Annotated in this window: 16 protein-coding genes; 3 read left to right on the top strand and 13 right to left on the bottom strand. The window is 62.0% G+C overall.

From position 1 onward, the window contains the following. Positions 1 to 73: 73 nt before the first annotated feature. The gene (locus UP09_RS19685; protein ID WP_044539908.1) at positions 74 to 865 is read right to left on the bottom strand and encodes a hypothetical protein; all 792 of its coding nucleotides are present in this window, start codon (positions 863 to 865) and stop codon (positions 74 to 76) included. A gap of 49 nt (positions 866 to 914) precedes the next feature. Next, entirely contained in the window at positions 915 to 1,127 is a 213-nt protein-coding gene (locus tag UP09_RS37695) for a hypothetical protein (RefSeq protein ID WP_156164677.1), read from the bottom strand. Between the two features lie 180 nt (positions 1,128 to 1,307). Between UP09_RS37695 and UP09_RS19680 the strand changes: the two genes are divergently transcribed. After that, the gene (locus UP09_RS19680) at positions 1,308 to 1,604 is read left to right on the top strand and encodes an HU family DNA-binding protein (RefSeq protein ID WP_044539907.1); all 297 of its coding nucleotides are present in this window, start codon (positions 1,308 to 1,310) and stop codon (positions 1,602 to 1,604) included. Between the two features lie 209 nt (positions 1,605 to 1,813). On the opposite strand, the gene UP09_RS19675 is transcribed toward UP09_RS19680, so the two are convergent. Beyond that, positions 1,814 to 2,008 (bottom strand): hypothetical protein, encoded by a 195-nt coding sequence (locus tag UP09_RS19675; protein WP_044539906.1) that lies wholly within the window; start codon positions 2,006 to 2,008, stop codon positions 1,814 to 1,816. Positions 2,009 to 2,513: 505 nt separating this feature from the next. Between UP09_RS19675 and UP09_RS19670 the strand changes: the two genes are divergently transcribed. Both UP09_RS19670 and UP09_RS19665 read left to right on the top strand, forming a co-directional pair. Beyond that, positions 2,514 to 2,702 carry a hypothetical protein gene (locus UP09_RS19670; protein ID WP_044539905.1) on the top strand — a complete coding sequence of 63 codons (189 nt, stop codon included), beginning with the start codon at positions 2,514 to 2,516 and terminating at the stop codon, positions 2,700 to 2,702. A gap of 120 nt (positions 2,703 to 2,822) precedes the next feature. After that, complete coding sequence (locus tag UP09_RS19665; RefSeq protein ID WP_044539904.1) at positions 2,823 to 3,005, top strand: hypothetical protein; 183 nt, start codon at positions 2,823 to 2,825, stop codon at positions 3,003 to 3,005. A gap of 11 nt (positions 3,006 to 3,016) precedes the next feature. Here the strand turns inward: UP09_RS19665 and UP09_RS19660 are convergent, their stop codons facing one another. From UP09_RS19660 to UP09_RS19615, 10 genes are all read right to left on the bottom strand, one after another. Continuing rightward, the gene (locus tag UP09_RS19660; RefSeq protein ID WP_044539903.1) at positions 3,017 to 3,844 is read right to left on the bottom strand and encodes a TIGR04222 domain-containing membrane protein; all 828 of its coding nucleotides are present in this window, start codon (positions 3,842 to 3,844) and stop codon (positions 3,017 to 3,019) included. A 4-nt stretch (positions 3,845 to 3,848) separates the two neighbouring features. Beyond that, complete coding sequence (locus UP09_RS19655; protein ID WP_197082701.1) at positions 3,849 to 4,403, bottom strand: glycine-rich domain-containing protein; 555 nt, start codon at positions 4,401 to 4,403, stop codon at positions 3,849 to 3,851. Positions 4,404 to 4,666: 263 nt separating this feature from the next. Continuing rightward, on the bottom strand, positions 4,667 to 6,223 hold the full coding sequence (locus UP09_RS19650; protein ID WP_044539901.1) for a L,D-transpeptidase: 1,557 nt from the start codon (positions 6,221 to 6,223) through the stop codon (positions 4,667 to 4,669). Positions 6,224 to 6,555: 332 nt separating this feature from the next. Further along, positions 6,556 to 7,374: an N-acyl homoserine lactonase family protein gene (locus UP09_RS19645; protein ID WP_082070202.1), complete on the bottom strand. Its 819-nt coding sequence runs from the start codon at positions 7,372 to 7,374 to the stop codon at positions 6,556 to 6,558. A gap of 165 nt (positions 7,375 to 7,539) precedes the next feature. Continuing rightward, positions 7,540 to 7,812, bottom strand: a complete 273-nt coding sequence (locus tag UP09_RS19640; RefSeq protein WP_156164675.1) for a DUF6719 family protein — start codon at positions 7,810 to 7,812, stop codon at positions 7,540 to 7,542. A 59-nt stretch (positions 7,813 to 7,871) separates the two neighbouring features. Next, complete coding sequence (locus UP09_RS19635; protein ID WP_082070201.1) at positions 7,872 to 9,251, bottom strand: metallophosphoesterase family protein; 1,380 nt, start codon at positions 9,249 to 9,251, stop codon at positions 7,872 to 7,874. A gap of 48 nt (positions 9,252 to 9,299) precedes the next feature. Continuing rightward, positions 9,300 to 10,409, bottom strand: a complete 1,110-nt coding sequence (locus tag UP09_RS19630) for a patatin-like phospholipase family protein (RefSeq protein WP_044539898.1) — start codon at positions 10,407 to 10,409, stop codon at positions 9,300 to 9,302. 310 nt (positions 10,410 to 10,719) lie between these two features. Further along, positions 10,720 to 11,688 carry a zinc-binding dehydrogenase gene (locus tag UP09_RS19625; RefSeq protein ID WP_044539897.1) on the bottom strand — a complete coding sequence of 323 codons (969 nt, stop codon included), beginning with the start codon at positions 11,686 to 11,688 and terminating at the stop codon, positions 10,720 to 10,722. A gap of 45 nt (positions 11,689 to 11,733) precedes the next feature. Beyond that, positions 11,734 to 12,729 carry an alpha/beta hydrolase family protein gene (locus tag UP09_RS19620; protein WP_044539896.1) on the bottom strand — a complete coding sequence of 332 codons (996 nt, stop codon included), beginning with the start codon at positions 12,727 to 12,729 and terminating at the stop codon, positions 11,734 to 11,736. A gap of 67 nt (positions 12,730 to 12,796) precedes the next feature. Continuing rightward, on the bottom strand, positions 12,797 to 13,792 hold the full coding sequence (locus tag UP09_RS19615) for an NAD(P)H-dependent flavin oxidoreductase (protein ID WP_044539895.1): 996 nt from the start codon (positions 13,790 to 13,792) through the stop codon (positions 12,797 to 12,799). Between the last annotated feature and the right edge of the window lie 85 nt (positions 13,793 to 13,877).

Below are 13,877 nucleotides of genomic sequence, written 5' to 3'. Positions count from 1 at the left end.
TTACGGGGTTCTCCGGCCGGGCCTGCGCGGAATCGTGAGAGGCGGCGCAGGCCGGCTGTGGCGACCGCGTGCGTTACGGCACGACCGGGGTGACCAGCTTGATGATTTCCGGCTTCAGCACGCAGTACATGCCGCGGTCGCCCCATTCCACCAGCTTGGTGGTCCCGAGCTGCGGCATCATCAACGCGCAAGTCCGGTCGTGATAGCCGGTGCCGTTTTCGTCGTCGTCGAACACCTGCGAATTGAACTCGAGCTTCACGCCATAGTTGGGTTGCGGGCCGGGTTTGGTCGGAACGCGGAACAACATTTGCGCGGTGAACTCCATCGACGCATGCTGGGCGGGTGCCTCGCCCGCGACCTGAAGCGTCCAGGACGCGTTTTGCCCGTCGCTGGTGATGCTCCGGTTATTGATGCCGATGTCGGGCACGCTCCGCGTCACGCTGTGTCCGAACGTCACTGACCCGCCGATGGTCGCGGTCGGGTCCGCGCCGAAGAAGCCGCCGCTCGCCGAGAACGACTCACTCATCGACGTGGTGTACGAGGTCGACCCCTGCGTGGTATCGGGCGTGACCGCGACCAGTTCGGTCAATGGTACGATCTGCCCATTGGCATCGACGAGACGGCAGTCGTAATTGTACTCGTGCAGCTTGAACGTGCCGTCTACGGACGTGAACAGGATGCTGTCGATTTCGACCATGTAGTAGGAGTACCACATGTCGTCGGCTGATTTCCCGGTGACGGCCCATGATTGGATGGCGTGCTGATACCGGCTGCCGCCGCCCATGCCGAAGCCGCCCGGCAGCGTCTGATGGACGAGTGAATTGACATGAGCAAAGTTCTTGTAAAGCTGAGAAGTATCTACCACGTGAGTTCTCCATTAATTAATCTAAGATAGTAACCAATCATTAATACACTCATTCCGACGTGAGGCAGTTCACATCCGGCGCAGAATCTTCATCAATATTTTTACGAGCGAAAATCCTCTCATACACCTTTAGATTGATGCAAACTGGCCGCACTTGTTCATCTTCGCTGATTTGAGTTTTCGACCGGAGAGCAAGCACGGCGGGGCCGGCCGACGGAATCGTGGCGGGCAAGGCCACAAAGGAGCCCGGCAGCGTCGACAATCGTCCTCGGGCGTTATGCACAGAATCGAGCTAATCCTTGCGCTTTTGGCCTCGATAGGTTTTAAGCCCGGTGACCCCAGGATCATCCGACACGGACGAGACGCGCATCGCGGTGGCATTTGGAACCGGGGCGTCACACCCGGCGCCGCCCGTGCGCTTCGCTCACATAAGGAAACCAATATGGCCAAGATGACCAAGAACCAGTTGATTGATGCAATCGCGGAAGCAACGCAGCTTTCCAAGGGAGACGTAAAGACCGTCATCGAGCAGATGGCGATCGTCGGCTACAAGGAGCTGAATGAATCCGGCGAGTTCGTTATTCCCGGCTTCGTCAAAATGTCGGTGGTGAACAAGCCCGCGACCGAGGCCCGCAGCGGCGTCAACCCGTTCACGAAAGAGCCGATGGAGTTCGCCGCCAAGCCGGCCAGCAAGTCGGTAAAGGCGTCACCGTTGAAGGTTGCCAAGGACGCCGTTTGATAAGGCGCAAGCGCGAACTGTCAGCCGGACATAATTCGGCGAGCTTGTAGCCCGCATCAGCCAACGGGTCGCGCGAACGCGCGCCCGATGGCAGGCTCCGCGGCCTGCGGGCTACAGGCATCCCGGATATCGCTCCGCTCATCCGAGCTACGCGTGTTGACGTCCGTCCTGGACCCAAAGCAGTCGTGAGCACGCAAAGGCGGGAGCGGCTATTTGCCCGCCGCGAGACGACGTGTTCCTGATGCGGTCAAGCCAAGCTCGCCGAGCCGCCTTAAGGCATAGCCCATGCCGACAAGTCGTTCCCAGTGAACCTGCGGGATCTCGCGCTGCGCGTCGCCCTTGCTGATCTCGCGCAAGGAATCAAACTCACTGGCACTTAAGGTCGGGGAGGGATCATTGGTCATGAGGCTTTTCCCATCCACATCTTGAAGCCGCGACGAATCTTCATCGACATGCATTCTGCAACGGGTCTGTCTCGGAAGTGGCTACGAAGCCGCCGAAAACAAGGCTTTGGCTGCTCTGTTTGGTCAAATGCGTATGCGCATGAGAAAACCATAGCTAGTTGCCGCGAAAGCGCGCACGGTGCGACGATGGCCGGACAATTTAATGGGTTGTCGCGCAGATGCATTGCGCTGCGGATTGTCCATGCACCCGCGACGGGACACGGTACAATTCAGGCACCCGTTCCGCATCGAGGGCATCGATCGCGAGCTTCCGGCCGCCGCACCGCGTTGAGGGCCCTCCGATCGACCTCGACAAGCGTCCCGGCCATGGCCGCGCAAATCGCCACTGATATCTGCCGCCTGCGGGCCAACATCGAGGCCAGATCTGGAGCGGCGTAGCCTGAACGACTGAACTTCATCCGGCCGGTTCGACGCAGAATCGGAACGGCCCAACCGAAAGCACCTGATGCAAAATCTGTCGCCCCGTCACGTCAAGACCGAAGAGGCATCCCGCCTTGGCGTCATCTCCGGCTGGTACTCGACCAAGGTCTCCGGGACCTTCGTCTCCGGCCCGCATGACACCGAAACTGACTGCCTTCGCAAAATCGCCGAAATCAATCCACCACCAGTACCTGTCAAGAAGCGGGTCGGTTGAGCGACGACGAATCGAGAGCCCCGTTCCGAGTCCATCGGAACGGGTCTTGAGAAGCAGCCGCTGAAATGCTGGCGCCGGAGTTTCGTGGCTAAGCTGCAAATTCGGCAGCATGGAGCCGCCATGGCCGAGCCCGCGATCCGCCTTCTTGAAGTCGCCGTGTCGCAATCCGGTCAGGCCCGCTGGAAATGGAACGTCTCGGAAGGGATCGTCGAGATAGCGGCAGGTTATGAGGTGACGCGGAAAGCCGCTCAAGCGGAGGGGGATTCGGCCCTGTTCGCGCTGCTCTCGATCAGCCGGAAATAATAGCGCCCCCTTCAGCTGCATCCGCCGCAACCGCCGCCCCCACCACCACCGCCGCAACCGCCGCCGCCAGCACCGCAACCGCTGCCGCCAGAGCTGCTCATTGTCCGCGAGGCGGCGTAGACCGACGCGTAGGCGGTGCCGGACAGGACGACCGCGCCTGAGAGCGCGACGGCAAGCAGCAGTTCGTGATCGAGCGGCGCGCGCGAGGCCCGCGCATGGGAGGCCTGAGAGGACTGCAGAACGTCGTTGCCGGCACGCGTCCGTGTGCAACGCCACGACAGGACAATGCCGCCGATTGTTGTGAGGATGAGCAGGACCAGCAGAATTTCGATTGGATGATGGCGTTCTGCGCCGACAATGGCCTTGGTACCAAGCCCCAGGAGGAGACCGATGAAGGGCAGAACGGTCATGCGGAAGGCCGTCATCTGAGCGCCGGTCGGGCAATAACCCACCTCTTGCAGGCGCCCGTGAACCCGCTCGGCGATTGGCTTGACTGCCGTCTGGAACTGCCGTCGCGTCATGTTGGGCTGGACCGACAGGAAGAACGAACGGCCTAGCAGGGGCGTCAGGGGCGACTGGTCGGTGACGGTGATCGTGTGATCCCTCGGGTTAATGGTGGCGCCATGCCCCGATGTGAGGCTGAGCAGGACCGCGTCGCCGAGGCGGCGTTCACCGCCGGCGAGGTAAGCCAATTCCAACGGGCTCAATCGGCGGCTCGCCTGCGCAGCCGGCCCGATCATCGACCTTAAGCTGAAGCCCCACGCGAAGATGATGATTGCAATGGTCGAATAGAGGGCAAGGAAAGGGCCGGCCGTCCAGTCGAGCGGATTCCATGGCATCAATTCACCTCCTGAATCGACTGCGGATCCATGCAATGGGCCTTGGCATGACAAGCCAGCGGCTGCGGTCCGTGATGTGATATCGCGGCCGTGCGAAGCGCAGATGCGTCGCCGGCCAGAGCTCCGGGCTCGGCGGCCCGAAGGCGCGCTCGTGCAGCGCCAGCGTTTCGGCATACTGCCGACGATAGATCAATTGGGCCTCGGGCCCGCCGGGTGTGGGATCGTGGTGCAGCCGCGCCTGCAAGGTCTCTCCGCACCAGATCACCCAATAGTCGCGTGAATAGATCAGATGCTGGTGCCAGACCTCGTCGACGACCTCGCTTGGCGTGACTGGCGTCGGCGAGACGACTGCGAGAAAGCAGAAGCGGCGATAGGCATCGACGGCGGCGCGGGCGTCCTCGAGACTCCAGCCATGGTCGCGCGCGAGCCGGCGGGTAAAATTCAGCGGTGTGTCGGGCTCGAAATCATGCTGCTCGACGCGCCGCCACAGCTCCTGCCGCGCTTGTGTCCAGATCGGGTCATCCGACTGGACGTCGATTTTGAACTGCGCCCGTTGCAACGAAAGCTCCAATGGATCGCCTGAATCGACGATAGCATGGGATCGGCATGACGGCTACGCATACGCTCGGCAGCAGATGCTTGGTCGCTGTTGTCGCCGGTTCTTTACGGACAAGCGAGGCCGGTCCGATCGAGCCCTTCAGCAGTTGTCGTGCCGTAGGATGGGTAGAGCGGAGCGAAACCCATCATCTCACCAAGCAGATAGAAAGTTGATGGGTATCGCTGCGCTCCACCCGTCCTACGCCCTAGCGATCAGGCCGCGTCCTACCAGCCCCAACCCTGCTGCGCCGGTTGCGCTGGTTGATAGTACTGCTGGCCGCCGCGCCGGCGCGTGTTGACGGGTTGAGGGGGCGGATCGGGCTGGAAATGGAAGAAGCCGAAACCGAAGCCGTCGTTGCTGGCAACGGGGACCTCGACCGGACGCGGCGTCGGCTTGCGCGTGATGAAGCCGCCCTGGGGCTGGTTGTTCAGGACCGCGACGAACTCGGTGCGATAGTTGGTCTCGCTGCTCAGCGGCTCGTCCGAGACCACGATCGAGGATCGCGGCGCTGCGGTCGGCGCGATCCGATCCAGCAGATCCTGCGGGATGGTGATGCGGTCGAGCGCGTCCTTGGCGTTGTCCCCATCGTCGATCGTGACCGCGGTCCAGCGCAGGCCGGTATCGTTGCGCGCCACCGCCGTGAAGATGTGCGTGCCGATCGGTTTCTCGGGATCGCGGATCGTGACCGGGACCTCGATGGTCGCATCGAACACCTCACCGCCATCCGGCCACGGCTTATGGGTGTTGCGGCGGACGTAAAGCTTCTGCGTCGCGCGGCTGATGTAGACCGAGACCGGCTCGAGTGCAAGCTTGGCCTCGCTCGCCGCCTTGGCGGTGTCGGTCTTCTTTGTCAGGGCCGCCTTGGCGGCGTCCTTTGCGCTCGCCGCGGCGTCGAGTTTGGATTTCGCGTCCGCATCGGCGGTGTCGAGCTGGGTTCCGAGGTCCGCGGCCTTGGCGGCGGCCTTTTGCTTGAGGTCATCGGCCCGCGCTTTGGCCTCGTCCGTCTTCGCGGCGGTGAGCACCTTGTCGGCGTAAGCGAGCTCGGCGTCAGCGCGGGTCTTGAGCGCCTTCAGCTTGCGCAGCGACGCGGTCAGCGATGCCGTGTCGCGTGCCATGGTCGCTGCGGCTTTCTTGGTCTCGTCGATCGCCTTGGCAGCCTCGGCCGCCTCGCGGGCCAGCGCCTCGGCCTTGGCCGGCGCGGCTGCGATCGCCTCCTTGTTCGGCACGAACAGCGCGGGGTGAGAGAACTCGACCGGGGCCGCGTCACCAGGCGCGATGATCACCCGCATCCCGATCCACGTCCTGTCGAACAGGTTCTCGGCAAAACCATAGGGCATCCGCACGCAGCCATGCGAGGCCGCATACCCGGGCAGCGGTCCGCCGTGCAGCGCGACGCCGTTCCAGGTGATGCGCTGCATGTTCGGCATCCAGGCATCGTCGTAGAGGGTCGAGTGGTGGTCTTTGTCCTTCTCCAGGACGGCGAAGACGCCGGCCGGCGTCTCGCGCCCCTTGATGCCGGTCGAGACCGGCGCGCGCAGGATCCAGCCATCGGCGTCGTAGAAGGTGACCTGCTGGCTCTTGATCGACACGATCGCCATGATGGGATCACCGGCCTGGCGCGGTGCCGTCGCCTCGACGGGGGCCGCGGGGTGGGGCTGTTTCGCCGCGGCGGGGGCGGTCAGCGCCGTCAGCGCGGCCATCGCCGCCAGCGTCACAACCGTGGGAGAGCCCCAATGCCGCGTCGCCACGGTGGATTGCGCCGTCGTCAATCGAATTGCCATGCCATGCCTCGGTTGAAATGCCCGTCCGCGCCTGCGTCGATCAAGTGTCAGATTGCGGCTTTCGGATGAATGAACCGCCACTGCCATCGCCGCGCCCAATTCGTTCCCAAAGGGAACCATCGGCACGTTCCGGCAGTGATTCTTTCATTATACGACAGCCCGCGCCGGAGGAAGGGTGGCTGGCTGAAATTGGCCCCAGGCTTCGGTCGCGCGAAACAGCCGGCGGGTTCATCCCGCCAGGTGCTTTGCCGCCAAGGGCTTTGCCGTCAGGTATTATCGAGCACTGCCCCAAAACCGGGGCAGCGCCATCCCGGTTGGTCGTCGGGCAGTAACTATTTGGCGAAGGCGGGAAACACCGGCAATTTGTCGATGTCACGCGCATCGTGCTGGATGATGACCACAGCCTTCAGATTCGCCGCGATTTTCTTCAGGCGCTCGATCGAAGCCACCGTCTGGGCGCGATCGTAGTTGAACCACGGCACGCCGTCGGAATCCCAGTTCTCGTGGAAGTGGACCGCGTCGCCGGTAATGATGACAGGGCCCATCTGCGGCAGTTTGACCAGCAGGCTGGAATGGCCCGCCGTGTGCCCCGGCGTGCGTAGCATGATCACGCTGCCGTCACCGAACACGTCCTTGTCGGTGGGGACCGGCTCGACCTTGCTGTCACCCTTGATCCAGCTTTCGAACGGCTTGAAGTTCGCGCCTTCGGGCGGCTTGGGGCTGGAGATCGCGTCCCACTCCCTGGCGCCGATCAGCAGGGTTGCCTTCGGAAACGAGGCGATCTGGCCGGTGTGATCGGCATGATAGTGGCTGATGCCGACATATTTGATCTGATCGGGTTTGAGGTCGATCCTGGCGAGGGTATCGACCAGGCTCACCTTCGGCGCGACGTTGGGTGCCGTCATCGCATGGCCGGTATCCCACAGCATGTAGTCGTCGCCGTGTTTGATGAGGTAGCAGCTGAAGACGAACTGAATCTTGAGATCACCATAGGCAAAGGTATCCGAGAAACGTTCATTGACGGCCGTCGGTGCCTGTGGCGTGCCGCAATCGATGCGGGCCAGCGACACCTCCGGCGCCGCTTTGGCAGGCGCTGCCATGCCGGCCAGCAGACTGGCGCCGGCCGCAAGTATCATCATTGCTCGATTCATTTTCTCGTTCCTGAATTGCACGTCACGGCCAGCGATTAGGCAGGCGCAGAATACACGGATGTCAGGGGTGATGGACGTCCGTTGAGGCCTTGAACGGATCACATTACTGCGCGGCTGCGCATTGATGCGGTATGCCGACGCGCGGCTTCAGCAGGCCGCCGCCCGTCACCTCGCGGGCCTCGGGATACATTTTCTGGTTCGCGGCCTGGCGTCGAACCCGGCGATCTCGCCGCCGGTCACTTGCTTGACGCTGCCTTTGCCGCAGCTGCCGTCGTCGACCAGCAACACCATTCCCGGCGCCATCTTGCCTTCGGGAGGCTCCTCGTTGACAACTGGAGCGTGGCCGAGCCGGCCTGGAGCCTCAAATTGCGCACGGCAGAGGCCGCCGGCAGCAAGTGAAATACCGAGAGCGACGATCCCGGTAGCAAGCATTCCCATGTTCTCACCTGTATGGCGAGGTTCGGAGATCGTATCCTGCTCCGGTTCGTCGCAGTCCGCTACGAGCGACTACGTCTGGCGCGCGGAGTGTCGAAGGCAACCAGTTTGTGAGAGCTGAGATCGACCGTCACGTGGTCGTCCGGGGCCTTCACATGTCGCCCGTCCGATGCGGGATGGTACTCGACCCGCAACTGCTGCTCATCCACAAATACGCGCAGATAGCCGTAGTTCTGGTCATCGTAATTTTCGAAAACGACCGTATCTCGGCCCTGGGCCAGTTGCGGTAGTTCCGTTGGCACGCGCAAGACCCCGCCATCCTGCTTTCGACGTAATCGCGACGTCGCGTGTCCGCCGTTTCCGCCAATGATGTAGGGTATCTCCCGGTCGGCCATCCTTCGAGTAAAGCGCTGGTAATTGTGGGCGTGCCCGGAGAGAACGGCATGCGGCCAAATTCCGACGTCCTGGCAGATCTTGTCCATCTGCTTCATGACATTCGGACTTCCACCATGGCCCGATCCGTGTGTGAAAATCGGATGATGGATTGCGACAATGACGGCTCCCTTGAAATTCTCGGATTTGATCCGGGTCAGCGCGGCCCGCAGATAGGTCAACTGCACGTCCGTGACTTGCGGAAAATTTCCACCCTCCGTTGAAATGATCCCGGGGTCCTCGAGCGTGTTGCTGTAGAGGCAGAGGATACGCACGTAAGGCGCCTCGAACGTGTAGTAGACGCCGGGCTGAATCATGGTGGTCCGGTCGAGGCCACCCGCTTCGAGAGCGTTCTTGAAACCGGGCGTGCAAAAATTGCTCAGAAAGGCGTCAAGTGTGATCGCATTTGTATTGGGCGCAACCATCCCGTCGTGGTTTCCGGCGATTGCGATAATCGGCGCCGGGTAGTTTCGGTACGGTTCATAGAATTGATCGTAGTAGTATTCTTTCTCGCCAAAACTGTAGACCACGTCACCGAGGTGGAGGAAGAAAATTGGCTTGTCGGCAACTTGCTCCTCAAGGAAATCGGCTTCCATCTTGTCCGCGACCGCCTCTTGCGGCTTGACGCTCCGGGTATTTCCGGTGTCCCCGACCGAGTGAAAGATGATCTGACGGCTTTGAATGACCCTTCGTGCGAGGGATTTTCCTTCCGATCCCCAGATCTGTTCCAGGGTCAGGACAGGCTCGTCGCCGCCACGAGCTCGCGGAAAAGCTGATGGTTTGATCTCGTGATTTTTCTTTAGCTCGTCGAGGATGCTGTACGCTTCCGCGTCGGACTTATGGGGCGTGCGAAATTTGCCGGGAGCCGAGACCGGCTCCGGCTGAGCAAATTCCGGCTCGCCGCCGATAGGTGGAGCCAACGGGCGTGTGCTGGGCGCCTGGCTCGGAGCGATCCGAGTTTTGCGGACAGGTCGAGTCTTGCGGGCGCGTGCTGTTGCTTTCTTACCCATCTGAAAATCTCCCAAAGCTATGAATAAAAATATCTATGAAAGTATCGGTTATCCTAACGGGTGACCCGGGCATGGCCATGTTGGCTTGGCTTGCGTTTTGACGATTTGGGGCGCGTGCTTTCGTATGGCGGCGTCGCAAAGCGCGTATCCCCAATTGATCAGCTGCTCCTGTTCTGTGTCGTCGAATGGATTCAGACGTGTGCGAAGTGCAGCGAGAGGTTGCACGTTCTGGTCAACGCACGGCATCGCGTCCGGCAGCTGGTAGTTCGCGATCCGCGTATCAATGCCCCAATAGGTGCCTGAGCGAGCGCCGCGCTGGAAATCATCGATCAGGGCTCTCTTGCGAAGAGCGCGGGCCTGGTCGGTCGCGACGTCGAGCGCACGCAACGTCTGCTTGACCCAATCGGTCGCCACCGTGCCGTCAAGCCCGAACGGGGCACCTGCGTCGCTCACCAAGACGGTCTGATATCGATTCCAGACAGTTTCCAAACCGAGGTTGTCATAGACGCCGCCGTCACTCAGAAAAATCCGATCCGTGTACTCGGGGCGGCCATTCAGATCGGCACCTTCAACGGCCTCGAAATGGCCCGGGTGATCCAGAATGACCGGCGAGAGGAACGGCGGAAACGCACTTGAAGCGGCGACGACTTGTGCCAGCGAGAGAGTGGGATTGCGGATCAGCCCAATCCGGTAATCACCCATGTATGGCTTCGAGAACCGGAAGCTGCGACCAGTCTGCAGATTGGTCGCGTTGAAAACAAAAGCCGGAGCGTCGACAAGCTGGTTCAAACTGCCACGAAACAGAAATTGGCTGTATTTTTCTGCTACCTCATCACTCGCCGACTTGAGCGGGCTCAGCAATCCTTCGCCAATGGAGAGCGTGTCGATCTGCATGCGGCAGAACGCCCGCAGCGGGGCGACGACGAGATCTTGATAGCTTTTCGGCGTTGGATCTTTTGCGACGTCAGTCCATTGCGACGCAAGGACGCCCGCGAAAACGGAGCCACCCGATACGCTGGAAACGCGGGTCAGCTGCGGAAGAATGCCCAGCTCGATCAGCCGCCAGCACGTGCCGATGTGGAAGAGGGTGGCGCGGAAGCCGCCTCCCGACAGCGCAAGCCCTAGCCCTGCTTCAACGCCTTCCGACCCGAATGGCATGATCCCTGCCCAGTACGAAGCCGCAGGGACGGGAAGCTAGACGATCGCACAAGGGTTGTCTATGACAAAAGTACTACCTGTGACTTTGTTGAACGCAGTTGCCAAAGTCGGCAAGGCGAAAGTCATCCTTGATCGGCAAACTTGCCGCGCTCGAGCGGCTCGCAGCGTTACGGCAGGGGTTTTCCGGCGAAGCGCGTGATCGCAGAGGTGCGCTCGATACGCAGGGCGGATTAGCCGAAGGCGTAATCCGCCGTTGTATCCCCGAGAAGATGGCGGATTACGCTTGCGCTAATCCGCCCTACGAATGCGGTCAGAGCGTCACTACGATCTTGCCGAGGTGCTTGTTGGCTTCCATGTGCGCGAACGCCGCGCCGATGTCGTCGAATTTGTAGACCTTGTCGATCGGCAGCTGCAGTTTTCGCGCTTCGACCGCCGGCCAGATATCTTTCCGCACCTCATCGAAGATCTCGCGGATCTCTTCGATCGAGCGAGTGCGGAAGGTGACGCCGATGTATTCAATCCGGCGCGCTGCGTGGAGATCAAAATTGAAGTCGGCATGGGTGCCGCCGAGCCGGCCGACATTGACGATGCGGCCCTTGACCTTTGTCGCCGCCAGGTTCTGGTTGGCGACCTTGCCGGAGACCTGGTCGACGATCAAATCGACGCCCTTGCCGTCGGTTGCCTTCAGCACCTGATCGACCCAGCGGGGATCGGAAGAGTCGACCGCGAGATCGGCGCCGAACTCGGTCAGCCGTCCGCGGCGCATCGCATCCGTCGAGGATCCGATGACGAGCTTTGCGCCCTTCAGCTTTGCGATTTGCATCGCCATCAAGCCGACGCCGGAACTGGCGCCCTGGATCAATACGCTCTGGCCCGCCTGCAGCGCGCCATTGGTGACCACGGCGTTGTGCATGGTGGCGAGCGCGACGGGCAGGGTGGCGGCCTCGTCGAAGTTCATGTTCGAGGGCGCGCGGAACAGCCGGCCGTGATCGGCGAGCGTGTACTCGGCAAACGCCGCGCCGCCGGAGCCCATGATCTTGTCGCCGACCTTGACGCCTTTGGCATCGGGGCCGAGCTCGGCAACCTCGCCGGCCCATTCCATGCCGAGCACGGTGCCGACGCCGCCGGCCGCGCCGTGGACATGGCCCTTGGTCATGCCGAGGTCGGCGCGGTTCAGCCCACAGGCATGAACCTTGACGAGCACCTGCGTGCCCTTCGGCTGCGGTTTTGCGACCTCGGCGATTTCAGGGCCGTTCGCTCCGTACACGTAAGCTTTCATTGGCTTTGCTCTACTCTTGTTGGCCGAGGCGTGTTCGACGGGACGTTACGGCTGATGGGCGTCCACCAGATGCTTGCGAAAGAAGGCCAGACTGTCAGCGTTCCACTCCTTGTGGAAAGCGACGCGGTCGAAGCCCGGCCGGTCCGTGCAGAATTTCGGCAGCCGCTTTGCCATATCCGCAGAGCAGGGCGACAGGAAGACAAAATGTCCGCCATTGCGGACAATGTGGGTGTCCGCCTTGACCGGCAGGTCGTTGTCGATCGCCGCGACCTGGTCGGGATTGATCTCGCTGATCCCGTCTTCGCCGCTGAGCTCCGAGGCCCAGAGCTGAGTGGGTATCTTCACATCCTTCAATCCGTTCCGATCGAACAACGGACCGAACGCCGGATCGGCGATGACCATGGCCTTGACGCGAGGGTCATGGACCGGAGTTCCGGTCGGAATCTCCTTTCGTTGCAGTTCTCCGCAGCTCGGCTTGCGATCGAACACCGAGCAGAACGCCGTGGCTTTGCTGATATCAGGATTGGCACCGGCGACGACGAGGCCGGTGTAGCCGCCGCGCGAGAAGCCGAAGAAACCGATTTTGTCGGGATCGAGCTTGGCGCGGTCCGACCATTCGCCGAGCATGTAGTCGATCGCGCGCTTGATGTCGGCGGAGCGCTCGGTCAGCACCGCAAGCGTATCCGCCCGGGTCATGTCGCCAGCGCCGGTATCGACGGGATGATTGACCGCGACCACGACAAAGCCGGCATCCGCAAGCGTCTCGGCGGTGTCGTGATGTCCGGTGAAGCTACCGCCATAACCATGCGACACCACAATGAGCGGCAGCTTCTCGCCCATGACAGCGCAATCCGTCGTTCCGGGGAGGGTCAAGGTACGCAGTTGCACCTCGCCCGCGGGTGCAGCGCAGGGCGACCACACCGCGATCTGCATCGGCGGAACACCGTCGGCCTGTACCTTGATCAGCCGAAGGCCGGCCGCATGGGCCAACGTGGCTGACAAACAGAGCGCGGCCGCAACAGCGGACGTGAAGAGACGCATGGAAACTCCCGTCGGAGGATGTCCGGTCTCAGGGAGCCGGCCGCCGCTATGGATACACCATTAGCCGCTATTCGGCTGCCTGGCGTTTTCCGCCTGATGTCATGCCTTCCAGCCGCTCGCGGATGATCGCCTCCGCCTCGCGGATGATGCGCGAGATCAGTTCGCCACAGGTCGGAATGTCGTGGATCAGGCCCTGCACCTGGCCGGCCGACCAGATGCCCTCGTCGGCATCGCCGGTCGCGTAGACCATCTTGCCGCGGGCGCCGGCAACGAGTTCGCGGACGTCCTCGAACTTGGCGCCTTCCTTCTCCATCTGCACGACCTTGGTTGAGATCGCATTCCTGGCCACGCGCGAGGTGTTGCGCATGGTGCGGAAAATCAATTCGGTTTCGCGCTCGTCATTGGCGACGATCTTCTCCTTCACGAGTTGGTGGATCGGGCTTTCCCTGGTGCACATGAAGCGCGTGCCCATGTTGATGCCGTCGGCGCCGAGTGCCAGCGCCGCAACGAGGCCGCGGGCGTCGCCGAATCCGCCCGAGGCGATCATCGGGATCTTCACCTTGTCGGCGGCGGCCGGGATCAGGATCAGGCCGGGCGTGTCGTCCTCGCCTGGATGTCCCGCGCATTCGAAGCCGTCGATCGAGATCGCATCGACGCCCATCCGCTCGGCGGAGAGCGCGTGGCGGACGCTGGTGCATTTATGCACGACCTTGACGCCATTCTTCTTGAACTCGTCGACATGCTCCTGCGGCTTGTTGCCGGCGGTCTCGACGATCTTGATACCGCTCTCGATGATCGCCTGGCGATATTCGGCGTAGGGCGGCGGCTTGATTGAGGGCAGGATGGTCAGGTTGACGCCGAACGGCTTGTCGGTGAGGTCGCGGCAGCGCGCGATCTCCTTGCGCAGATCATCCGGCGTCGGCTGGGTCAGCGCCGTGATCATGCCGAGCGCGCCGGCATTGGCGACGGCTGCGACCAGCTCCGCGCGCCCGACCCATTGCATGCCGCCCTGCACGATCGGGTGGTCGACGCCGAACATCTCGGTGAAGCGTGTCTTGATCATACTGCCCTCGGTTTCCGCTCGAATTTTCCGTGTCGCGGGACAAGCCGCGCACGGTTGTTGTTCGCACGGAGGATGCCGTTCGGGC

The organism is Bradyrhizobium sp. LTSP885, assembly GCF_000938305.1.
Lineage (GTDB): Bacteria > Pseudomonadota > Alphaproteobacteria > Rhizobiales > Xanthobacteraceae > Bradyrhizobium.
This window is presented reverse-complemented; position numbering and strand designations above follow the sequence as displayed.